Raw genomic sequence first — 21,206 nt, 5'->3', positions numbered from 1 at the left:
CCCATGCGCGCTCCCCGCTCCCGCCGCCTCCTGGCGGCGACGGCCTCCGCCCTCGCCCTCGGCCTCCTCCCCGCCTGCTCCGGGGACGGCCCGCCCCGCGAGGCCCCGTCCCCCTCCGGCGACCGTGCCGGCGGCCGCCATCTCGCGCTGCACGGCGCGGTGAACGTCCGCGACCTGGGCGGCTACCGCACCGGCGAGGGAGAGCGGGTGCGCACCGGCCGCGTCTTCCGCGCCGACTCGCTGAACCGGCTGACGGAGGCCGACACCCGCAAGCTGTCCCGGCTGGACCTGCGGACGGTCGTGGACCTGCGCACCCCCTCCGAGGTCCGGCACGACGGCCGCGACCGGCTCCCGGACGGCCTCACCGTGACCGCGCGCCCGGTGGACGACCTCGGGCTGTACGCCAGGACGCGGGAGGCGATCGGCGCCAAGGACCCGGAGCGGCAGCGGCAGCTGCTCGGGGACGGCAAGGCGCGGAAGCTGATGCGCGCCGTCTACCGGAACTTCGTGACCGACGCGGCGGGCCGCCGCCAGTTCGCGCGGGTGGTGCGGGACGTCGCGGAGGGCGGGACGTCGCCGCTGCTGTTCCACTGCACCTCGGGCAAGGACCGTACGGGCTGGCTCGGTTACGTCCTGCTCCGCGCCGTCGGGGTGCCGGCCGCGACGGCGGAGAAGGACTACCTGGCGTCGAACACGTACCGCGCCGGGGCCGACCGCAGGACCCGTGAGGGGCTGCGGAAGTCCGGCATGATGAAGCAGCCGGAGCTGCTGGACGGGCTGCTGGAGGTCCGCCGCGCGTACCTGGACGCCGCCCTCGCCCAGGCCGAGGAGGACTACGGCGGCTTCCGCGGCTACCTCACGGAGGGCCTCGGCCTGGACGCCCGCACCCTGGAACGGCTCCGCGGCCGACTGCTCCGGTAGGCCGGGCGTCGGGCGCGGGGGTCAGAGCCGTTCGATGACGGTGACGTTGGCCTGGCCGCCGCCCTCGCACATGGTCTGGAGGCCGAACCGGCCGCCGGTGCGCTCCAGTTCGTGCAGCAGGGTGGTGGTCAGCTTGGTGCCCGTGGCGCCGAGCGGGTGGCCGAGCGCGATGGCGCCGCCGTTGACGTTGACCTTCGCCGGGTCGGCTCCGGTCTCCTTCAGCCAGGCCAGGACGACGGGCGCGAACGCCTCGTTGATCTCCACCAGGTCGATGTCGTCGAGGCTCAGGCCCGACTTCTTCAGCGCGTGCGCGGTCGCCGGGATCGGCGCCGACAGCATCCGGATCGGGTCCTCGCCGCGCACCGAGAGGTGGTGGACGCGGGCGCGCGGCGTCAACCCGTGCTCCCGTACGGCGCGTTCGCCGGCGACGAGCAGCGCGGAGGCGCCGTCGGAGACCTGCGAGGAGACGGCCGCCGTCAGCCGTCCGCCCTCGACCAGCGGCTTCAGCTCGGCCATCTTCGCCAGTCCGGTGTCCCGGCGCGGGCCCTCGTCCCGGGTCACCTCGCCGTAGGGGACGAGTTCGCGGTCGAAGCGGCCCTCGTCGATGGCGCGGAGGGCGCGCTGGTGCGAGCGCAGCGCGAACTCCTCCATCTCGCGGCGGGTGATCCCCCACTTCGTGGCGATCAGTTCGGCGCCGTGGAACTGGTTGACGGGCTGGTCGCCGTACCGGGCCCGCCAGCCCTCGGAGCCGGCGTACGGGCCCTCGGTGAGGCCGAGGGGTTCGGCGGCCTGGCGGCTCGCGTAGGCGATCGGGACCTGGGACATGTTCTGCGTGCCGCCCGCGACCACCAGGTCCTGGGTGCCGGAGAGGACGCCCTGGGCCGCGAAGTGCAGGGCCTGCTGGGACGATCCGCACTGCCGGTCCACCGTCACGCCCGGCACCTCCTCGGGCAGCCCGGCCGCCAGCCAGCAGGTGCGGGCGATGTCCCCGGCCTGCGGGCCGACGGTGTCGAGGCAGCCGAGGACGACGTCCTCGACGGCGGCCGGGTCCGCTCCGGAGCGTTCCATCAGCGCCGTCAGGACGTGCGCGCCGAGGTCCGCCGGATGGACGGCGGCGAGCCCGCCGTTGCGCCGGCCGACCGGTGTCCGCACTGCTTCCACGATGTATGCCTCGGCCACAGCCGCTCCTCCTTCTGTCGCCCTGCCCCTCGGGTTTCCCGGATGTGTCCCGGTATTCCGCACGGCTCGACGGGTGTCGGCTCGCACGCTAATCTACCAAACACTTGTTAGGGAAGAAGGAGGCCCGAGCCCGATGGACCTGGACTTCACCGCCGCCGAGAACGCCTTCCGCGCCGAGGCGCGCGCCTGGCTCGACGCGCACGTCCCGGCCGTTCCGCTGCCCTCGCTGGAGACCGCGGAGGGCTTCGCCGCCCACCGCGAGTGGGAGCGCACCCTCTCCGCCGACCGCTGGTCGGTGGTCTCCTGGGCCGAGGAGTACGGCGGGCGGGACGCCTCGCTCCTGGAGTGGCTGATCTTCGAGGAGGAGTACTACGCCGCCGGTGCGCCGGGACGCGTCAGCCAGAACGGCATCAGCCTCCTCGCACCCACCCTCTTCGAGCACGGCAGCCGCGAACAGTGCTCCCGCGTCCTGCCGCCGATGGCCCGCGGCGAGGTGATCTGGGCCCAGGCCTGGTCCGAGCCGGAGGCGGGCTCCGACCTCGCCGCGCTCCGCTCCACCGCCGAACGCACCGACGGCGGCTGGCTGTTGAGCGGGCAGAAGACCTGGTCCTCGCGGGCCGCCTTCGCCGACCGCGCCTTCGGCCTCTTCCGCAGCCACCCGGAGGCGGACCGCCCGCACCGCGGACTGACCTACCTGATGTTCCCGCTGGACGCCGACGGCGTGACCGTCCGGCCCGTCGGACGGCTCGACGGCAAGCCCGCCTTCGCCGAACTCTTCCTCGACCGCGTCTTCGTGCCCGACGAGGACGTGATCGGCGAGCCCGGGCAGGGCTGGAAGGTCGCCATGAGCACCGCGGGCAACGAGCGCGGGCTGACGCTGCGCAGCCCCGGCCGCTTCCTCGCCGCCGCCGCCCGGCTCACCGCGCTGTGGCGCACCGGCGCCGACCCCTCGGACACGGCCCTGCGCGACCGGGTCGCCGACGCCGTCATCGGCGCCCGCGCCCACCAGCTGTTCACCTTCGCGGGCGCGTCCCGGATCGCGGACGGCGGCGCCATCGGCGCGGAGTCCAGCCTGAACAAGGTCTTCTGGTCCGAGCTGGACATCGCCCTGCACGAGACGGCGCTCGACCTGCTGGGCCCGTACGGCGAACTCGCCGACGAGGCCGGGGAGGCGCCCGCGCACGGCAGTTGGGCCGAGGGCCACACCTTCTCGCTCGCCGGTCCGATCTACGCGGGCACCAACGAGATCCAGCGGGACATCATCGCCGAGCGGCTGCTCGGCCTGCCGAAGGGACGCCGGTGATGCGCTTCCTCCCCGACGACGCGCAGCGGGACTTCGCCCGCTCCCTGGACGCCATGCTCGGCGCGCAGGACACCCCGTCCGCGATCCGCGCCTGGGCGGCGGGCGACCAGGGGCCCGGGCGCGCCCTGTGGGCCAGGATCGCCGACGCGGGCGTCCTCGCCCTCGCCGTGCCCGAGCGGCACGACGGGCTCGGACCGCTGCCCGTCGAACTGGCCGTCGCCTTCACCGAGTTGGGGCGGCACGCCGTGCCGGGCCCGCTGGTGGAGACCGCTGCCGCCGCCGCGCTGCTGACCGCGCTCGACGACCGGCCCGCGGCCGCCGAGCGGCTGCCCGCCGTCGCCGCGGGCAAGACCGCCGTCTCGCTGTGCCCGCTCTCCCCCGCCACGCCGTACGCGCTGGACGCGGACGCCGCGGACGCGGTCCTCGTCGTCGAGGGCGACACCGTGCGCCTCGCCGCGTCGGCGGGCCCGGTCCAGCGCTCGGCCGACCCGGCGCGCCGGCTGGCCCGGCCCCGGGGCGGCACCGTGCTCGCGCAGGGGCCCGGGGTGGCGGCCGCCGCGGCGCGCGCCGCCGAGCTGGCCTCGCTGCTCACCGCGGCCCAGTCCCTGGGCCTGGGCCGGGCGTTGCTGGAGCGGACGGTCGCGTACGTGCGGCAGCGCACCCAGTTCGGGGTGCCCGTCGGCTCGTTCCAGGCCGTCAAGCACCGGCTGGCCGACACCCTCGTCGCGCTGGAGTTCGCCGAACCGCTGCTGCACGCGGCGGCGCTGGGGCTGGCCGACGGCGCACCCTCGGCCGGGCGGGACGTGGCGGCGGCGAAGGTCACCGCGGGCGAGGCCGCCTGCCGGGCCGCCCGCACGGCGCTCCAGCTGCACGGCGCCGTCGGCTACACCGAGGAACTCGACCTCTCCCTCTGGATACGCAAGGCCCGCCCCCTCCGCGACGCCTGGGGCACCCCCGCCGCCTGCCGCGCCCGCGTTCTGGCGGGGGACGGCTGAGGCCGGCTCACCACTGTCTCGGTGGGCGGCCGGTGCCGGCCAGGACGACGTGGCCGCCGGTGCAGGTGCTGTCGCCGCAGTAGCGCGTCGTGGGCGGCAGCACCTGCACCGGCTCCCGAGGCGTGGAAGGCCTCCCGCGCGGCCTCGTGCAGCAACTCGGGCCGGACGCCGAGCCATTCGCGCGCCGCGCGGCCGGGTGGTCCAGCGCGTGGCCGCCCATGAAGCCGTCGTACGCCAAGCTGACCACGTGGCTCGCGGGGAACGGGACGTCGCGCGCGATCACCGGGAGTCCCTTACGGCGCCGGATGTCCGCGTCGATGTGGACGTCGCAGTCGGGACGCACGATCCGCCCGGCCGGGAAGGCAGCGGCCGGCTCCCCCGCCGCGGCCGCCAACTGCTCCAGCAGGGACGGGTCCTTCGGGGCCCGCACGTCCTGCCCGTACAGGGCGAAGCACCGCGAACCGTCCGGGACGGTCCGGCCCCGCCGACAACTCCCGGAGCGGCACGTCCGCCGCGAGGAGCTGCTCGGCCACCCAGAGCCGGTCGGCGATCTCCGCCCTGCCCGGCGCCCGGGTGAATCGGGACAGCCGGTGCGGGTAGTGCAGCTTGAGCAGGTACGGCGGTGCGGGCTCACCGTCGGCGGCGAGGACGTACACGGTGCGCGTGTTCGCGGCGGCACCGCCTCCAGCCGTGGCCCCGCCCCGTACCCGGCCAACTCGGCGCGCCCGGCGAGGTCTTCGCGGCCAAGTGGTCCGGGTGCACGGGCAGCACGAGGGAGCCCCGGCGCGGTACCGGTCCGCGAGCTCGAGGAGGCGCCCCGGGTGAGCAGTGCGCCGTGTCCGGCAGGCACCAGGAAGGTGGCATGTGAAGCTGTCCGCGCCGTGCGGGGGTGGCGGACGGCGGAGACGTCGGCGTCGTCGGCGAACCTGCTGTACGTGCGCGTCCCGTCGGCGCGGCACCGCTCCGCGTGGTGCCCCACCCGGACCGGGTCCTTCTCCTCGCCGAGCAGCCCGGCGGTGTCACCGTCGGGCGGCCGGGGCCGCGTCCGCGGAACCGAGCCGGTGGAGGTGGAAGACCAGGCGGGCCTCCGGCGGCCTGGACAGGTCGGGGACGACGGTGTCCAGGTGGGCGGACCCGGCGAAGGAGCGGGCGAGGGAGTCGCGGGCGATGTCGGTGGTGGTCTTGATGACGCACAGGCAGGTGCGGCCGCCCCGGGAGGCGAGGATGCCGTCGAGGATCTCCGGCACCGGTGGCGTGGTGCGGAACAGGTCGAGTCCGGCCTCGTCGATGGCCTCGCCCCAGGGCGGCTCGACCACGTACACGTCGTCGTCGCCGCGTGCGCCGAGCCGGGTGAGCATGTCGCGGTAGTCGCCGTGCTCCAGCTCGACGGGGGAACCGGCGGCGGCCAGGTTGCCGTGCGTCACCGCGTGGACGTCCGGGTCGAGTTCGGCGGCGTGCACGGGCAGGCCGAGCCGGCGGCCGAGGTGGTGGCCGACGTTGCCCGAGCCGCAGAACAGGTCGGCCACGAACGCGCCTTGCCGGGACGGCCCCTCGGTCAGCCGCGCCACGGCCTCGGCGACGGGGACCGCGTACGGGTCGACGGTGCACTCGACGGCGGTACGCCCCAGCAGCCGCAGCCCCTTGGCGGCCATCCCGGCGGCCGACAGCCCGTAGAGGGACATCTTCGCGGCGCTGCCGTAGAAGACCCTGCCGACCTCGCGCATCTCCTCGGCGGTGAGCTCCCTCGTCCGGGAGGGGCCCAGCAACTCCTCGCGCAGGGCGATGACATCGGAGTAGTCCTGCTCGGGTGCGGTCATCCTTCGTCCCTCCGTACGCGGGCCCGCTCTCCCGGGGCACCCCGTCGGCCCGCTGCTCCCGGCGCCCTTCCGGGGAACGACGCACATGGTCACAAGGTTGCGGCCGGGGGACGAAGTGGGCGGTGAGCGCGGTGAGTTCGGGGAGTCAGTCCGCCGGGTCGTTCGCGCGGCTGCGGCGGTGGGCGGCGACGCGTTCCCGGGTGGCGCAGCGGCGGGAGCAGAAGCGGCGGGAGAGGGCACTGCCGAGGGCGACGAAGACGTGGTCGCAGCGGGGTGAGGCGCAGACGCCGCCGGGCGGGCGCTGGTGCTCGCCGAGGAGTGGCCTTCGCCCTGATCGGACTGGCCGTGCCCGCCGCGTGGTTCCTGCCCGGGAACTCCGTTCCCTCGCGCGCGCCCGCCCCCTGGCGCGCGCCACGTTCACGTCGGTGCTCTCCTTCGTCGGCGTCGGCATGCTCGTGACGTGCGGCCCGCTGCTCGGCGAGGAGGTGCTGGGCTCGGCGCACCACGGCGCCTTCCTGCTCGCCACGTCGGCGGCGTCCTCGCTCGCCGCCAACGCGTTCCTCTCCCGCCGTCCCGGCCTGCTGCGCCCCGACACACAGCTGTGGGTGAGTACCCTGCCGCTCGCCGCCGCGCTGCTGCTGGCCGCCACCGCCGGGCCGGTCCTGCTCGTCGTCGCCATGGTGGTGGCGGGGCTCGGCGAAGGGCCCCAGCTGACCGCGCTGTTCGCGGTGCGGCACCGGGAGGCGCCGGAGTGTCTGCGGGGCCAGATCTTCACCACCGGGGCCGGCCTGAAGATCACCGGCTTCGCCCTGGGCGCCGGCCTCGCGGGGCCCCTCGCCGCCCGGTCGCTGTCCGGTGCGCTGGTCGTCGCCGCAGGATGCCAACTAGCGGCCTGCGTGGTCTTTTTGACGCTCAGTCCGGCCAACGGCGCCGGGACGTGAGCGGCCGGTGCGGAAGGGCGGCTGCCCGTGACGGGAAGCCACTCGGGCAGGGAAAACGCAACTTCGACAGGGTCCGCGGAGGCCGCTACCTTCACCTGGTCCTCGGGGATCGCCCCCGGCCGCACGGGCTGGCCATGCCCTACGGGCGCCCGCCGGGCCACCGAAGCGGGTCCCCCACACCAGGGAGAGACGCATGCCCCATCTTGCTCTGTACACCTTCGGCGTCCTGAAGTCCCCGCTCGCCGACCCCTCAGCGCTCACGCGCGAGTTCTACGCCACCGGCGCCTCCGTCTACCAGGAGGTCGGCCGCCGGCCCGGATACCTCGCGCACGCCGAGACGGCGGACGGTGACAGGGGTGTGCTCTTCGGGGCGGACTGGGGCGCCTGGGGCGAGTTCGCCGTACCGTTCTGGTACGCGAAGGGCCGTACGGCGGAGACCACCGCGCTGGCCGCGACCCTCTCCCTCTGGACCGGCCCGCGCCCCGCCTTCGACGCCGTCTACACCGGCCTGCACCGGGAGGCGCTGACCAGGCGTGAGGACTGGTTCGAGCGGACCCGGCACCCGAGTCACGTGTGCTGGTGGGTCCCCGACGGCGCGATACCCACCTGGCCGGACGGGGTCGACCGGCTGGAGCACCTGCACGGCCACGGCCCCGTACCGCACGCCTTCACCTTTGCCCACGCCTTCACCCCGGACGGAACTCCGGCCGAACCCAGGGGAGTCGGGCCGGACGACGGCCAACTGCGCTGACGAGGACGGCCCGTGCGGGCGTCAGTCCAGCAGCCCCGCCTCGTGGGCCAGGACGGCCGCCTGGACACGGTTGGTGCAGCCGGTGCGGGTGAGGATGCTGCTGATGTGGGCCTTGACCGTGCCGGAGCTCAGGTGGAGCCGGGCGGCGATCTCGGCGTTGGAGAGGCCGGTGCCGAGCAGCCGGAGGACGTCCCGTTCGGCCGGGGTCAGCTCGGCGAGGCGGCGACCGGCAGTCTCGCCGCCGTGGCCCGACCGGGTGCGGAACTCGACGAGTTGGCGGGTGACCTGCGGGGCGAGGACGGGCTCTCCGGCGGCGGCGCGGCGTACGGCGTCGATCAGCTCGCGGGGGCCGGTGTCCTTGAGGAGGTAGCCGTGGGCCCCGGCGCGCAGCGCGCTGGTGACGGTCGGCTCCTCGCCGAAGGCGGTCAGCATCACCGCGCGGGTGCGGGCGGAGTGCCGGGCGATCTCGGCGACGGCGGTGATGCCGTCCCCGGGCATCCGGATGTCGAGCAGGGCGACGTCGACGGTGTGGGCGCGGCACGCCTCGACCGCCTCGCGGGCGTCCTGCGCCTCGGCCACGATGCGGATCTCTTCGTCGTTCTCCAGTATCAGCCGGACCCCGGTGCGCATCAGTGCCTCGTCGTCCGCGATCAGAACTCGGATCATCGGTTCAGTCTAGAAGCGTCATGATCAACAGGACGACGGCCCCGCCGATCGTGGGCAGCAGCACCAGCAGCCCCGCGCAGCCGCCGCCCAGCAGCCGGGGCCAGGTGAGGACCTCCGTGGACAGCGGGGGCCGGGAGCCCGCGCCGTCGGACGCCGTACCGGGCGAAGTGGCGTACGCCGGCGGCGACTCGGGCCGGACGGGTATCCGCGCGGCGAGGACGAAGCCGCCCCCCGGGCGCGGTCCGGCGTGCAGCACACCACCGAGCAGTCCGATCCGCTCCTGGAGGCCGACCAGTCCGCTGCGGCTGCCCTCCCCCGCCGAACCGGGCGCGGGCGGCGCCTCGTTGACGACGCTGATCAGTACCAGGCCCCCCTCCACCTGGAGGAAGCTCACCCGGACCGGAGCGCCGGGCGCGTGCTTGAGCGCGTTGGTGAGCCCCTCGCGGGTGACGCGGTGGACGGCCTGCCGGGTGCGGGCGTCGATGTCGTCCGACTCGGGTGCGTTCCAGTCGAGTTCGGCCTCGGCCCCCGCGTTCCGCGAGTCCTCGACCAGGGCCGCGAGGTCCTCGCGGGTGCCGCGCTCGCCGGTGTCCTCGCCGTACTCGTGCCGGAGGACGCCGAGGATGCCGCGCAGCTCGTCCATGGCGGTGCGTGCGGTGGTGTGCAGCAGTTCGGCCTGGGGAGCCAGCGGGGGTGCCTGCCGTTCGGCGGCGAGCTGGAGGGCTCCGGCGTGCACCGACATCAGGCCTATGCGGTGGCCGAGCAGGTCGTGCATCTCGGCGGCGATGCGGGCCCGTTCCTCCATGCGGGCCGCCTCGTCGGTGAGGAAGCGGGTCTGTTCGAGATAGGCGTTGCGCTCCCGCAGCAGCCCCTTCAGCGGCCGGCGGCGCCCCATCACCGTGGCGGACAGCGCGGGCAGCAGGATGAACAGCGCGGCCACGACCAGGCCGGTGACGAGGTACGGCGTCGTGGGGAGTTCACTGAACGCGGCACCGAGCGACAGGAGCACCGAGCCGGCCGTGCTCACCGCGACCGCGCCCCAGACCCGCCGGACGGGGGTGACCCGGCGTACGGCGGACCACACGACGCAGGGCACCACCACCATCGCCCACACGTTGTTCCCGGCGATCAGCGGCATACAGCCCAGCACCGTCAGCACCGGGTACCTCAGCCGCGCGGGCACCAGCAGCGCCGCCCACAGCCCCACGAGGACCGCCACCACCGGCTGGTCCGGCAGCTCCAGCGGCAGCGGCGCCAGCGAGCACAGCAGCCCCAGACCGGCGAGCACCGTCTCGGTCACGACCGTCCGCCGGGGCGCGGCCCGCACCGCCTCCCGGATCGCGGCCGCCTCCCGGCGCACCCGTCCCCACGCTCGCACTGCCGGACCCATGGTTCCTCTCCTCAGCTCCCCGCGGGCACCGTCCCCGACGACGGGGCCCGCCACGCCCGTTGACCGTCCGCGCCTCCGTATCCCGCCGCCCCGTCAGGACGACGGGGCCGCTCCCTGCGGGACGCGGAGTTCCGGTTCGGCGCGGAGCCCGGCGAGGTCGGCGCCGCTCTCGGTGAGCACGCGCGCGAGCTCCGCCGCGGCCTCCCCGTCCGTCCCCTCGTCCAGCAGCGCGGCCAGCAGGTGGGTGGTGCCGACCGTGGGCGATTCCCGGGCGGCGGCGGTGAGCTGGGTGACGTGCAGCAGCCGCCGTTCGAAGTCGGCGTGGCCGACGACCTCCCGGGGCTCCTCCTCGGCGACCCCGGTGACGGGCAGCAGCACCCGGGCCACAGCATCCTGCCGTACGCCGTGCCGGCGCAGGAGCGCGGCCCCCTGGTTGGCGCCCGCCAGGTTCTCGGGCAGCGCGCGGTCCGCGACCGTCAGCGACCGGTCCAGCGCCAGGATGCCCAGCAGCAGATCGACGGGTTCCAGCTGCGGGGAGCCGCGCCGCACCGCGCTCCGCGGCGCCTCGGCGCGCACCCCGCCCACGACGGCGGAGCCGAAGCCGGCGCCGCCGCCGAATATCCAGTGGGTGAGCTTCCGGGTCAGCGGATTGCCGCTCTTGCCGAAGGTCCCCGCCTTACGCAGCACCAGCACCGAGCCTGGCTCGGGCAGTTCGTCGCGCCCCCGCAGCGCGTCGAGCGCCGCCGTGGCGGCCGGCACGTCCAGCTTCTCCAGCACCAGCGCCTCGCGGGCCCGGGTGTCGGGCAGCCCGACCAGCGCCCGCGCCAGGTGCCGGACGCGTACCGAGACGGAGCCCTCCTCCCGGGCCGCCTCCAGCGCCAGACGCAGGCAGGACCGCAACGCGCCGGTCATCGGCGGGAGTTCCACCCGCGGCGGTTCCTGCTCGCCCTCCCGTTTCTTCTCCTCCTTGCGGTTCTTCCGGCGCAGGCGCTTGGCCTCCTCGTGCCGTATCTCGCGCCAGCAGGCGTCGATCTCCCGTGCGTCGTCCGGGTCTTCGGCCGCGCCGTCCCCCGCGTCCGCGCTGACCCACACCTCGGTGCCCCGGCAGCCGATCGACCCGCCGAGCGTGCCGGAGGCCCGCATGCCGGGTGCGATCGCGGAACCGGCGTCCGACTCCCCCGACACCAGCGCGTACAGCACGCTCTCCGTCCCCAGGTCCCCGCGCTCCTGGCGCCGCACCGCGCGCAGCGCCTCCAACAGCAGCGCGACGACGTCCTTCTCGAACTCGGTGCTCACGCCGGTGTCCCGCTCGTCCATCGGGCCCTCCCTCTCCGTCCTGCGACCTGACACGAAGGACGCTAGCCCGCGCTGCACGGCCCCCGCCTCGGCCGACCGTCCACCCTTGAGGTCCGATCGGCCGGCCCCGGTGTCCGACCGGACGGGCCTCGCCGGCCGGACGGACGAGAGCGGCAACCGGACGGCGGGTACCCGCAGTTCACGGCGCCGAGGCTCAGGACCCCCGGCGCGCGCTGCTCGCGTCGGCGGCGCGTCGCAGGCGGGCGGTCAGGGTGTGCAGATGGTCGATGAGTTCGGGCGGCTCCCGCACCTCGAAGTCGAAGCCGAACGCGGCCACCCACACGGCGAGCTGGTCCAGGCTGTCGGAGCCGATGCGCAGGACGCAGGTGTCCGCGTCGACCGGCTCGATCAGCCCCAGGTAGGCGGGCACCTCGTCGGCGACCTCGCGGGCACCGGCGTACATGGTGAGCACCGCCTGGTAGTGGCGCCGCTTGGTGGTGACGCCGAGGGTGACGTGCTCGGCGACGCCCTCGGCGGGCAGTGGACGGGGCCGGAACCGGGGCCCGTTGGGCTCGCGCAGCGCCATCCGGTCGACGCGGAAGGAGCGCCAGTCCTCGCGGCCGGTGTCCCAGGCGAAGAGGTACCAGCGGCGTTCGTTGTGGACGAGCCGGTAGGGCTCGGCCTCGCGCCGGGAGGGCGCGTCCCGCATGCCCCGGTAGTCGAAGCGCAGCCGCTCGTGGCCGCGGACGGCCGAGGCGATCGCGGTCAGGGTGCCGGGGTCGACGGTGGGGCCGAGCACGGGCAGCGACACCAGCGCGGAGCTGAGGGACCGGACCCGGGACCGCAGCCGCACCGGCAGCACCTGGTGCAGCTTGGCGAGCGCCCGCGCGGAGGACTCGCCGATCCCGGTCACCGTGCCGGCCGCCGCGGTCTCCAGGCCCACGGCGACCGCGACGGCCTCCTCGTCGTCCAGGAGCAGCGGCGGCAGCGAGCCGCCGGGGCCGAGCCGGTAACCGCCGCCGACCCCGCCGACGGAGGTGATCGGGTAACCCAGCTCGCGCAGCCGCTCGATGTCGCGGCGGACGGTGCGCGGGGTCACCTCCAGGCACTCCGCGAGTTCGGGGCCCGTCCGGTCGGGGCGGGTCTGCATCAGGGACAGCAGCCGTAGCAGGCGTGTCGAAGTATCCAGCATGTGAGCAGTATTCCGCCGATCGCGGACGCGAGCTGTCCGCGATCGGTCCTACCTTGGCGGCCCGAACGGAAGGAGAACCCTCATGACCATTCTCGTCACCGGCGCGACCGGCACCGTGGGCCGCCCCCTGGTGGAGCAGCTGCTGGCGGCGGGGCACCGGGTCCGCGCCCTGACCCGTGACCCCAGCCGCGCCGGCCTGCCGGACGGCGTGGAGGTGGCGGCCGGCAACCTGGCCGCCACCGGCTGCCTCCCCGAGGTCTTCGCGGGCGTCACGGCCGCGCACCTGATCAGCTTCGGCGACGACTACGCGCCGCTGACCAACGGCCCCGGGATCGCGCGGGCCGCCGCGGAGGCCGGAGTGCGCCGGGTCACCGTCCTCAAGGGGGACGTGGAGAAGACCGCGCTGGACCGGGCGCTGGAGGCCCACGGCCTGGAGTGCACCTGGCTGGCCCCGGTGGAGTTCATGTCCAACGCGCTGGAGTGGGCGGACTCGGTGCGGAAGGAGGGCGTCGTCCGCGAGGGCTTCCCGGACGTCCCCAGCTCGATGGTGCACGAGGCCGACATCGCCGCCGTCGCCGCCACCGCGCTGACCACCGGCGGCCACGCGGGCAAGGAGTACTGGCTGACCGGCCCCGAGGCGCTCACCGCGCCGCAGAAGGTGGCCGTCCTCTCCCAAGTCCTCGGCCGCGACGTGCGGTTCGTCGAACTGAGCCGCGAGGAGATGCTCAGCCGCTGGCGCGCCGAGGGCCACGGCGAGGACGATCTCGCCTTCTTCCTCACCATGCGCACCGATCCGCCCGAGGCGGGCCGCACCGTCCTCCCCACCGTGCCGGAGGTCACCGGCCGCCCGGGCCGCACCTTCGCCCAGTGGGTACGGGAGAACGCCCGGGCGTTCGGGGGCTGACGCGGGGCGGGAGACGGACCCGCCCCGGCGGCGCCGATTCGCCCCGTCCGCGCACCATTCCCGCCGGAACCGGCCGCTGTGTCCGCTGTCGGCGAAGGGCACTAGGATGCCGGGCAATGTCGAGTGCCGGTTCCGAGCGGGCTCCGCTCCCGCTGTCGCGTGAGAAGTCCGTTCCGCCGGTGGCCCACGCCGCCGCCCGGGGTGAGCAGAAGTCCGGCGGGCGGCGTGACCCGTTCCTGGACAACGCCAAGTACCTGACGATCGTGCTGGTCGCGATCGGGCACGCCTGGTCCCCGCTGGTGGACGACAGCCGTACGGCGAGCGCGCTGTACATGGTGGTCTACACGTTCCACATGCCGGCGTTCATCATGATCTCCGGCTATCTGTCGCGCAGTTTCGAAGGCACCCCACGCCAGGTGAGACGCCTGCTCACCGGTGTCGTCGCGCCCTATCTGGTCTTCCAGACGGTGTACACCTTCTTCATGCGGGCCGTTGACAACCCGGAGCGCGAATTCCGCTACCAGGAGCCGGGGTTCGCGCTGTGGTTCCTGGTCGCACTGTTCCTCTGGCGGATCACGACACCGCTGTGGAAGAACCTGCGGTGGCCGGTTCCGGTCTCCCTGGCCGTCGCGGTCGCGGCCTCCGTCACGCCGAGCATCGACAACGACCTGAACCTGATGCGGGTGGCCCAGTTCCTGCCGTTCTTCGTGCTCGGGCTCCAACTGCGCCCGGAGCACTTCCGGCTGGTCCGGACGCGTACGGCCCGGCTGGCCGCCGTTCCGGTCGCCGGCTGCGCCGTAGTGCTCGCGTACTGGGCGGTGCCGCGGATGTCCTCGTCCTGGTTCCTGCACGACCGCGCCGCGCAGGCGATGGGCGTCCCCGCCTGGGTGGGCGCGGTGATGTACCTGGCGCTGTTCGGCTGCGCGCTGGTCCTCACGGCCTGCTTCCTGGCCTGGGTGCCGGGCCGCCGTCTGTGGTGCACCGCGCTCGGCGCCGGCACGCTGTACGCGTACCTGCTGCACGTCTACCCGATCAAGCTCGCGCGCGTCCTCGGCTGGTACGACATGCAGTGGGTCGACCACCCCCTCAGCCGCGTCGCGATCACCGTCCTGGCGGCCGTCATGATGACGGTGCTGTGCACCGCCCCGGTCCGGAAGGCGTTCCGTTTCCTCGTCGAACCGCGCATGGACTGGCTGTTCGCCCGGCAGACCCCCGCCCGTCACCGGCGTCCTCGCCCGGGCGCGGCACCTCCCCCGGGCGAGGACGGCAGCCCGCCGCCCGCCGGGAAGCCGCGGGAGAACGCGACGACGGCGTCCCGCTAGCGTTCAGGCGGTGACGGCGAGCATGAGCAGGACGCGGAGCAGCGCCAGGCTTCCGAGGGTGGCGCCGACGACGGACGGCCCGAAGTCCGTGGCCAGGCCCCGCTCGTTGTGCCGGATGCCCCACCCGCCCAGCACGAGCGCGAGGAAGTCGCCGAGGACGGGGACGAACGAGGCCGGCAGCGCCACGACGCCCGTCGTCAGGGAGGTGTCCCCCGGCCGGTTGCGCGGCTCGGGTCCGTCCTCGGGTCGTGGCATGTGATCTTTCGGGGCTCCGGTGACAGGGGGTTGACTGGAGGGATGGTCGTGGGCCATCAAGCCCGCAACGATTCCACGCGCAGACCCTCACCAGAATCACCGCCGTCATTCTGCGAGAACGAACGCAGATACTGCTCCCCGGCTTCCGTCGCCCGCAGAGCATGATCGCTTGTGCTGCGATTCGCGTATCCCTGCCGCTGAAGGCCCCGGAAGTGTCCGTCCATGTTCCTCAGGTGAACGGCCCGCGGCTCGAGCCGCACTCCGCGATGCGTACGGCGAGAGACGTCACCGGCTCGGGCACCGTCCGTGAACGGCGCCCGAGCGACCCACGCGGAACACCTGCTCCGGCGATCTTCCGCCGGTTACTGTGACCGGGCCGGACCGGTGACTCGTCGGCCCGTGCACCACCTACGACATGCAAGGACGCAGGGCAGCAGGCACCCTGCCAAGCCCCTCGGAGGTACCCGTGAAGATGCTCATCAACGTTCCGGAGAAGGTCGTCGAGGACGGGTTGCGGGGGATGGCCGCGGCGCATCCCGAGCTGACCGTGGACGTGGAGAACCGGGTGGTGCTGCGGCGGGACACCCCGGTGGCGGGGAAGGTGGGGCTGGTCTCGGGCGGCGGGTCGGGGCACGAGCCGCTGCACGGCGGGTTCGTGGGTACGGGGATGCTGGACGCGGCCTGCCCCGGCGAGGTCTTCACCTCGCCCGTGCCGGACCAGATGCTGCGGGCCGCTGCCGCCGTGGACAGCGGGCAGGGCGTGCTGTTCGTCGTGAAGAACTACACCGGTGACGTGCTCAACTTCGAGATGGCCGCCGAGCTGGCCGAGGACGAGGGCATCCAGGTGGCGAAGGTGCTGGTGGAGGACGACGTCGCGGTGACGGACAGTTCCTTCACCGCGGGCCGGCGCGGCACCGGCGCCACCCTGTTCGTGGAGAAGCTGACCGGGGCGCTCGCCGAGGAGGGGGCGCCGCTGGAGCAGGTGGAGGCGCTGGCCCGTCAGGTGGCGGGCTCGGCGCGGAGTTTCGGGGTGGCGCTGAGTGCGGTGACGACTCCGGCGAAGGGCGGGCCGACGTTCGACCTGCCCGCGGGCGAGCTGGAGCTGGGCATCGGCATCCACGGCGAGCCGGGCCGGGAGCGGCGCAGGATGATGACCTCCCGGGAGATCGCCGACTTCTCGGTGGACGCCGTGCTGGAGGACCTGGGCACGGCCGACCCGGTGCTGCTGCTCGTCAACGGCATGGGCGGGACGCCGCTGCTGGAGCTGTACGGGTACTGCGCGGAGGTGCGCCGGGTGCTGGACGAGCGCGGGGTGCCGGTGGCCCGCACCCTGGTCGGCAACTACGTCACCTCGCTCGACATGGCCGGGGCGTCGGTGACGCTGTGCCGCGCCGACGAGGAGATCCTGCGCCTGTGGGACGCGCCGGTGCGCACCCCGGGCCTGCGCTGGGGCCTCTGACCGGCCGCGGGACGGGCGGCGACCGGGAATCAGGAACACGAAGCGGAAGGGAAGCACGCGTGAGTGACACGGAGCAGGCTCCGGGAGCGGGCGGGGGCGGCGAGCTGGACGCCGCGTTCGCGGTCCGCTGGATCGAGGAGGCCACCAGGGCCGTCGAGGGCCACGCCGACTGGCTGACGGAGCTGGACTCGGCCATCGGCGACGCGGACCACGGCAGCAACATGCGGCGCGGTTTCACCGCCGTGCGGGAGACGCTGGAGCAGGAGACGCTGTCGACCCCCGGCGCGGTACTGGCGCTGGCCGGGCGGCAGTTGGTGTCGACGGTCGGCGGCGCCTCGGGCCCGCTGTTCGGGACGCTGCTGCGGCGTACGGGCAAGTCGCTCGGGGACGCGGAGCGCGTCACGCGGCAGCAGCTGGCGGAGGCGCTGGCGGCGGGTGTCGACGCGGTCGCGCGGCTGGGCGGCGCCGCCGCCGGGGACGCGACGATGCTGGACGCGCTGCTGCCCGCGACGCAGGCGCTGGCCTCGGCGGAGGCCGACCCGTTCGGCGCGGCGCGGGCCGCGGCCGAGGAGGGCGCGCTGGCCACGGTGCCGATGCAGGCGCGCAAGGGCCGCGCGAGCTACCTCGGGGAGCGCAGCGTGGGGCACGAGGACCCGGGTGCGGCGTCCTCGGCGCTGCTGATCGCGGCGCTGGCGAGCGCCGCCGAGGGGGCTGCCGGATGAGCGCGGCGGACGGAGCGGGCGCCCGGGTCGGGATCGTCCTGGTCTCGCACAGCAAGCAGGTGGCCGAGTCGGTGGCGGACCTGGCCAGGGGGCTGGCGGGCCGGGACAGCGCGACGGTCCTCGGTGCCGGCGGCACCCCGGACGGCGGCCTCGGGACGAGCGCCGAGCTCATCACCGAGGCCGCGCACGCGGCGGACAGCGGCGCCGGGGTGGCCGTCCTGGTCGACCTGGGCAGCGCCGTGCTGACGGTGAAGGCCCTGCTGGCCGAGGGCGACGAACTCCCGGAGCGGGCCGAGCTGGTGGACGCGCCGCTGGTGGAGGGCGCCGTCGCCGCGGCGGTCGCCGCCTCGGCCGGGGCCGGCCTGGACGCGGTGGTGGCGGCGGCGCGCGAGGCGTACGAGTTCCGCAAGCTGTGAGGTGCGGGGTGAGGGGCGTCCGGCGCCGGACGCCCCTCACCCGCCGTTCGCGTAGCGGGACTTGAGGACGCCTTGACGAGCTTGCCGGTGGGGGTGCGGGGCAGCTCGTCGACGAAGTCGACGCTGCGGGGCGCCTTGTAGTGCGCGATGCGGGAGCGGACGTACTCCTGGATGCGCGCCTCCAGGGCCGGGCCCGGGACGGCGTCGGGGGACGGCTGGACGACGGCCTTGACGGCCTCGCCCATCTCCGGGTCGGGGACGCCGATCACGGCCACGTCCGCGACGGCCGGATGCAGCGCGAGGACGTCCTCCACCTCCTGCGGGTAGATGTTCACCCCGCCCGAGATGATCATGAAGGCGCGGCGGTCGGTGAGGAACAGGCAGCCGTCCTCGTCGACATGGCCGATGTCGCCCGTGGTGCCCCAGCCGGGGTGCTCGGGGTGCCGGGCCGCGCGGGTCTTCTCCTCGTCGCCTAGGTACACGAAGGGCAGTTCCTCGCGGGCGAAGTAGACGGTGCCGGTGCGTCCGGCGGGCAGCAGGTTCCCCTCGTCGTCGCAGATCCGCAGCTCGCCGAGGACGGGGCGGCCCACGGAGCCGGGTTTGGTGAGCCATTCCGCGGAGTCGATGAGGGTCATGCCGACGCCCTCGGTCGCGGCGTAGTACTCGTGCAGGATCGGGCCCCACCAGTCGATCATCGCGCGTTTGACGTCCACCGGGCAGGGCGCGGCCGCGTGGATCGCCAGGCGGTGGGCCGTCAGGTCGTAGCGCTCGCGGGTGTGTTCGGGGAGGCGCAGCAGCCGGATAAACATGGTGGGGACCCACTGGCTGTGGGTGACCCGGTGGTGCGCGAGGGCGCGCAGCGCCTCCTCGGCGTCGAAGCGCTCCATCATCACCAGGGTGCCGCCGAGCGCGTGGACCGCGGCGCCGTAGCGGAGCGGGGCCGCGTGGTAGACGGGCGCCGGGGAGAGGTAGACGGTGCCGGGGCCGAAGCCGAAGACGGTGCGGGCGATCTCGGTCAGGCCGTCCCCCGGCTCGTGGACCTGACGGTCCGGGAGTCCGGGGCGAATTCCCTTGGGCCTGCCGGTGGTTCCGGAGGAGTACAGCAGGTCGGCGCCCCTGGGCTGGTCGGCGGGCGGGAGCGGGGAGGCGGCGGCGAGCGCGGCCTCGTACGGCTCGTGGCCGTCGACGTGACCGCCGTAGGCGAGGCGGGTGCGGACGCGGGGGACGCGGCCGCGCAGCTCGCGGGCGAGGCCGTCGAGGGCGGCCGAGACGACGAGGGCGCGGGCTCCGGAGTCGTCCACGATGTAGGCGACTTCGGGCGCGGAGAGGTGGCTGTTGACGACGGTGATGTAGAGGCCGGAGCGTACGGCCGCCCAGTAGACCTCGTACGCGTGCACCGAGTTGTCGGTGAGGAGCGCGAGGACGTCGCCCCTGCGCAGACCCGCCGCACGCAGGACGTGGGCGAGGCGGGCGGAGCGCGCGTCGAGCTCCACGTACGTCAGCCGGGCGCCGGAGCCGGCCATGACGACGGCGGTGCGGGCGGGGTGGGTCGCGGCATGGGCACCTGGGTACATGCGTCCTCCCTGAGCTGACGGCGGTGCGGGTTTGTATACCGCCGGGCTGCGTCTCCCCCACCTTCCATCGCCGACACCGGGATGGACAGCGGTGGTTCCGGCCGTTCGCGGGGCGACCCCTTGTGAGTGCTCGCCCAGTTGGTATACAACCTCGCTAGCCATGTCGCGCAGGGTCCGCGTCCCGCGCGCCCGCCCCTCGTCCCCCACCGCCCAAGGAGCCCTCATGCCCTCCTCCCACCCGCTCCCCGACGGGGTGTCCCGGCGCTCGATGATCGCCGGAGCCGCCGCCCTGGCAGGCACCGCAGCCACCGCGCGGACCGCGCAGGCCGCCCCGGCGACGGGGTCCGCGACGGCCGCGGCGGACGGGAGCGGCACCTCCGGCGGCCCCGTCGTCTTCCGCAACGTGCGGCCGTACGGCGCCGCCGAGGCCGTCGATCTCACCGTCGTCGACGGCAAGTTCAGCGACCGGCCCGCGCCCGAGGGGGCCGAGGTCGTGGACGGCGGCGGGCTCATCGCGCTGCCGACGCTGGTGAACGCGCACGTCCACCCCGACAAGACGACCTGGGGCGGGAAGTGGGTGACCCGCAGGCCGGCGGACGGCATCGCCGACTACGCCGAGCAGGACGTCGAGCTGTACCGCAGCCAGGACCGCTCGGTCGGCGAGCGCGCCCACGGCCTGATGGCGCACGCCGTGGCCACCGGCACCCGCGCGATGCGGGCGCACGCGGACGTCGCGCCCGAGTACGACCTGGCCTGCGCCGAGGGCGTGGCCGAGGCGGGCAAGCGGCTGCGGCACGCGCTCGACCTGCAGATCGTGGCCTTCCCGCAGCACGGCGTCATCCGCAAGCCCGGCACCGCCGAACTGCTGGAGGAGGCCGCGCGCACCGGACTCGTCGACATGATCGGCGGCATCGACCCGATCAGCTTCGACCAGGCGTCCGACGAGCAGCTCGACCTCGTCTTCGGCCTCGCGGACCGGCACGGCGTCGGCCTCGACATCCACCTGCACGACCGGGGCCAGGACGGGCTGAAGCCGCTGCGGGACATCATCGACCGCACCCGGGCGCTGTCCCTGCGCGGCAAGGTGACCGTCAGTCACGTCTTCTGCCTGCCGGGCCTGGACGACCGCGAACTCGGCGCCCTCGCCGAGGACATGGGCGAGCTCGACATCTCCCTGACCACGGTGGCGCCCTCGGAGTCGACGGTGCTGCCCGTCGCCCGGCTGCGCGAGCACGGCGTCGCCGTGGGCCTCGGCACCGACGGCGTGCGGGACGCGTGGAGCCCGTTCGGCAACGGCGACATGCTGCACCGCACGCACCAGCTCGGCCTGATCACCGACGTCCGCCTCGACGAGGAACTGGACGACTGCCACCGGGTGGGCGCGGACGGCGGCTCCGACGTCATGCACCTCCCCAAGGTCGACTTCAAGCCGGGCGACCCGGCCGACTTCTACCTCGTACGCGGCGAGTGCGTGCCGCAGATCGTCATCGACCTCCCGGACCGCGCCATGGTCGTGCACGGCGGCCGCGTCGTGGGCCGCGACGGCGAACCGGTCGGCTGACCCGCCGGGACCGGCCCGCGCGCCCGAGTCGGCGGGCGCGGGCCGGGCCCCGGGTCTCCCCCCGCGGCGGGAACTACCGGACGCCGTCCGGGGATTCGGGGTCCTCACGCGGGGCGGCCGGCGGCTGGTGGACGTTCATGTGGTGGATGTCGCGGCCCTGGATGGTGATGCCGTTGAAGGTGCCGCCGCGGATCTCGTTGTGCACGTCGCCGCCGCGCGCCTCCCGCGCCTGCTCCGCCTCGCGCACCCACTCCCGCAGCGCGGGCGCGAACTCCGGGTCCACCGCCGCCCGTACCGCCAGCGCCGTGCTCAGTGCCTGCGCGTGCTCCACCTCGTCCGGGGCCCGCTCCAGCGCGACCAGCTCGGGCTCCCCCGAACTGACCTCCACCGCCTGCCCGTTGCCGCCACGGCCGAAGGGACGGCGCACCAGCGCGCTCAGCCCCGTCCACACCTGACGGCCCAGCTCGCCGCCGGCCCCACCGGCCACCGCCGTCAACAACCCCACCGACACCGGGTCCATCGCCCCACCCCATCTTCACTCC

The 21,206-nt window shown here is 74.6% G+C and carries 20 protein-coding genes and 2 pseudogenes; 11 read left to right on the top strand and 11 right to left on the bottom strand.

Annotation, left to right across the window (positions count from 1 at the left end):
- Nucleotides 1-3: 3 nt before the first annotated feature.
- A complete protein-coding gene (locus tag HCC30_RS13960; RefSeq protein ID WP_169442818.1) occupies nucleotides 4-921 on the top strand; it encodes a tyrosine-protein phosphatase in 918 nt (305 codons plus the stop codon).
- 21 nt (nucleotides 922-942) lie between these two features.
- Here the strand turns inward: HCC30_RS13960 and HCC30_RS13955 are convergent, their stop codons facing one another.
- Nucleotides 943-2,100 (bottom strand): acetyl-CoA C-acetyltransferase, encoded by a 1,158-nt coding sequence (locus HCC30_RS13955; RefSeq protein WP_169442817.1) that lies wholly within the window; start codon nucleotides 2,098-2,100, stop codon nucleotides 943-945.
- Nucleotides 2,101-2,233: 133 nt separating this feature from the next.
- Between HCC30_RS13955 and HCC30_RS13950 the strand changes: the two genes are divergently transcribed.
- Entirely contained in the window at nucleotides 2,234-3,403 is a 1,170-nt protein-coding gene (locus tag HCC30_RS13950) for an acyl-CoA dehydrogenase family protein (RefSeq protein ID WP_169442816.1), read from the top strand.
- Nucleotides 3,403-4,398 carry an acyl-CoA dehydrogenase gene (locus tag HCC30_RS13945; protein WP_169442815.1) on the top strand — a complete coding sequence of 332 codons (996 nt, stop codon included), beginning with the start codon at nucleotides 3,403-3,405 and terminating at the stop codon, nucleotides 4,396-4,398. The genes HCC30_RS13950 and HCC30_RS13945 overlap by 1 nt, the downstream gene beginning before the upstream one ends.
- A gap of 7 nt (nucleotides 4,399-4,405) precedes the next feature.
- On the opposite strand, the gene HCC30_RS13940 is transcribed toward HCC30_RS13945, so the two are convergent.
- From HCC30_RS13940 to HCC30_RS28615, 3 genes and pseudogenes are all read right to left on the bottom strand, one after another.
- Complete coding sequence (locus HCC30_RS13940; protein ID WP_169442814.1) at nucleotides 4,406-4,828, bottom strand: hypothetical protein; 423 nt, start codon at nucleotides 4,826-4,828, stop codon at nucleotides 4,406-4,408.
- 589 nt (nucleotides 4,829-5,417) lie between these two features.
- Nucleotides 5,418-6,215, bottom strand: coding sequence for a class I SAM-dependent methyltransferase (locus HCC30_RS13935; protein ID WP_169442813.1), 798 nt, complete (start codon nucleotides 6,213-6,215; stop codon nucleotides 5,418-5,420).
- A 145-nt stretch (nucleotides 6,216-6,360) separates the two neighbouring features.
- Nucleotides 6,361-6,534: pseudogene (locus tag HCC30_RS28615) on the bottom strand (CGNR zinc finger domain-containing protein); the annotation flags it as partial.
- 106 nt (nucleotides 6,535-6,640) lie between these two features.
- On the opposite strand from HCC30_RS28615, the gene HCC30_RS28610 reads away from it, so the two are divergent.
- Both HCC30_RS28610 and HCC30_RS13920 read left to right on the top strand, forming a co-directional pair.
- On the top strand, nucleotides 6,641-7,156 hold the full coding sequence (locus tag HCC30_RS28610; protein ID WP_346776623.1) for a hypothetical protein: 516 nt from the start codon (nucleotides 6,641-6,643) through the stop codon (nucleotides 7,154-7,156).
- 193 nt (nucleotides 7,157-7,349) lie between these two features.
- Entirely contained in the window at nucleotides 7,350-7,907 is a 558-nt protein-coding gene (locus HCC30_RS13920; protein WP_169442810.1) for a DUF3291 domain-containing protein, read from the top strand.
- Between the two features lie 21 nt (nucleotides 7,908-7,928).
- On the opposite strand, the gene HCC30_RS13915 is transcribed toward HCC30_RS13920, so the two are convergent.
- The 4 genes from HCC30_RS13915 to HCC30_RS13900 all read right to left on the bottom strand — a co-directional run bounded on the left by HCC30_RS13915 (nucleotide 7,929) and on the right by HCC30_RS13900 (nucleotide 12,451).
- Entirely contained in the window at nucleotides 7,929-8,573 is a 645-nt protein-coding gene (locus HCC30_RS13915) for a response regulator transcription factor (RefSeq protein WP_169442809.1), read from the bottom strand.
- A 4-nt stretch (nucleotides 8,574-8,577) separates the two neighbouring features.
- On the bottom strand, nucleotides 8,578-9,963 hold the full coding sequence (locus HCC30_RS13910; protein ID WP_206323796.1) for a histidine kinase: 1,386 nt from the start codon (nucleotides 9,961-9,963) through the stop codon (nucleotides 8,578-8,580).
- A gap of 93 nt (nucleotides 9,964-10,056) precedes the next feature.
- The gene (locus HCC30_RS13905) at nucleotides 10,057-11,280 is read right to left on the bottom strand and encodes a Clp protease N-terminal domain-containing protein (RefSeq protein WP_169442808.1); all 1,224 of its coding nucleotides are present in this window, start codon (nucleotides 11,278-11,280) and stop codon (nucleotides 10,057-10,059) included.
- Nucleotides 11,281-11,473: 193 nt separating this feature from the next.
- Nucleotides 11,474-12,451, bottom strand: coding sequence for a WYL domain-containing protein (locus HCC30_RS13900; protein WP_169442807.1), 978 nt, complete (start codon nucleotides 12,449-12,451; stop codon nucleotides 11,474-11,476).
- Between the two features lie 82 nt (nucleotides 12,452-12,533).
- On the opposite strand from HCC30_RS13900, the gene HCC30_RS13895 reads away from it, so the two are divergent.
- Both HCC30_RS13895 and HCC30_RS13890 read left to right on the top strand, forming a co-directional pair.
- Entirely contained in the window at nucleotides 12,534-13,355 is an 822-nt protein-coding gene (locus HCC30_RS13895) for an NmrA family NAD(P)-binding protein (RefSeq protein WP_169442806.1), read from the top strand.
- A 116-nt stretch (nucleotides 13,356-13,471) separates the two neighbouring features.
- The gene (locus tag HCC30_RS13890; RefSeq protein ID WP_169442805.1) at nucleotides 13,472-14,677 is read left to right on the top strand and encodes an acyltransferase family protein; all 1,206 of its coding nucleotides are present in this window, start codon (nucleotides 13,472-13,474) and stop codon (nucleotides 14,675-14,677) included.
- Nucleotides 14,678-14,680: 3 nt separating this feature from the next.
- On the opposite strand, the gene HCC30_RS13885 is transcribed toward HCC30_RS13890, so the two are convergent.
- Nucleotides 14,681-14,932, bottom strand: coding sequence for a hypothetical protein (locus HCC30_RS13885; RefSeq protein ID WP_169442804.1), 252 nt, complete (start codon nucleotides 14,930-14,932; stop codon nucleotides 14,681-14,683).
- A gap of 466 nt (nucleotides 14,933-15,398) precedes the next feature.
- Here HCC30_RS13885 and dhaK point away from each other — a divergent pair, with 466 nt between their 5' ends.
- The 3 genes from dhaK to dhaM are packed head-to-tail and all read left to right on the top strand — an operon-like array spanning nucleotide 15,399 to nucleotide 17,529.
- Nucleotides 15,399-16,391 carry a dihydroxyacetone kinase subunit DhaK gene (gene dhaK / locus HCC30_RS13880; protein WP_169442803.1) on the top strand — a complete coding sequence of 331 codons (993 nt, stop codon included), beginning with the start codon at nucleotides 15,399-15,401 and terminating at the stop codon, nucleotides 16,389-16,391.
- Nucleotides 16,392-16,450: 59 nt separating this feature from the next.
- On the top strand, nucleotides 16,451-17,113 hold the full coding sequence (gene dhaL, locus HCC30_RS13875; protein WP_346776622.1) for a dihydroxyacetone kinase subunit DhaL: 663 nt from the start codon (nucleotides 16,451-16,453) through the stop codon (nucleotides 17,111-17,113).
- On the top strand, nucleotides 17,110-17,529 hold the full coding sequence (gene dhaM, locus HCC30_RS13870) for a dihydroxyacetone kinase phosphoryl donor subunit DhaM (protein WP_169442888.1): 420 nt from the start codon (nucleotides 17,110-17,112) through the stop codon (nucleotides 17,527-17,529). The genes dhaL and dhaM overlap by 4 nt, the downstream gene beginning before the upstream one ends.
- A gap of 92 nt (nucleotides 17,530-17,621) precedes the next feature.
- Here dhaM and HCC30_RS13865 read toward each other — a convergent pair.
- A pseudogene (locus HCC30_RS13865) lies at nucleotides 17,622-19,103 on the bottom strand (acyl-CoA synthetase); the annotation flags it as partial.
- A 223-nt stretch (nucleotides 19,104-19,326) separates the two neighbouring features.
- Between HCC30_RS13865 and HCC30_RS13860 the strand changes: the two are divergent.
- The gene (locus tag HCC30_RS13860; protein WP_169442802.1) at nucleotides 19,327-20,664 is read left to right on the top strand and encodes an amidohydrolase; all 1,338 of its coding nucleotides are present in this window, start codon (nucleotides 19,327-19,329) and stop codon (nucleotides 20,662-20,664) included.
- A gap of 73 nt (nucleotides 20,665-20,737) precedes the next feature.
- On the opposite strand, the gene HCC30_RS13855 is transcribed toward HCC30_RS13860, so the two are convergent.
- Nucleotides 20,738-21,184: a hypothetical protein gene (locus tag HCC30_RS13855; protein ID WP_206323795.1), complete on the bottom strand. Its 447-nt coding sequence runs from the start codon at nucleotides 21,182-21,184 to the stop codon at nucleotides 20,738-20,740.
- Between the last annotated feature and the right edge of the window lie 22 nt (nucleotides 21,185-21,206).

Source organism: Streptomyces sp. HNM0574, from assembly GCF_012726235.1.
Taxonomy (GTDB): domain Bacteria; phylum Actinomycetota; class Actinomycetes; order Streptomycetales; family Streptomycetaceae; genus Streptomyces.
Note: the sequence above shows the minus strand (reverse complement) of the source record. Positions and strands in the feature narration are given on the sequence as shown.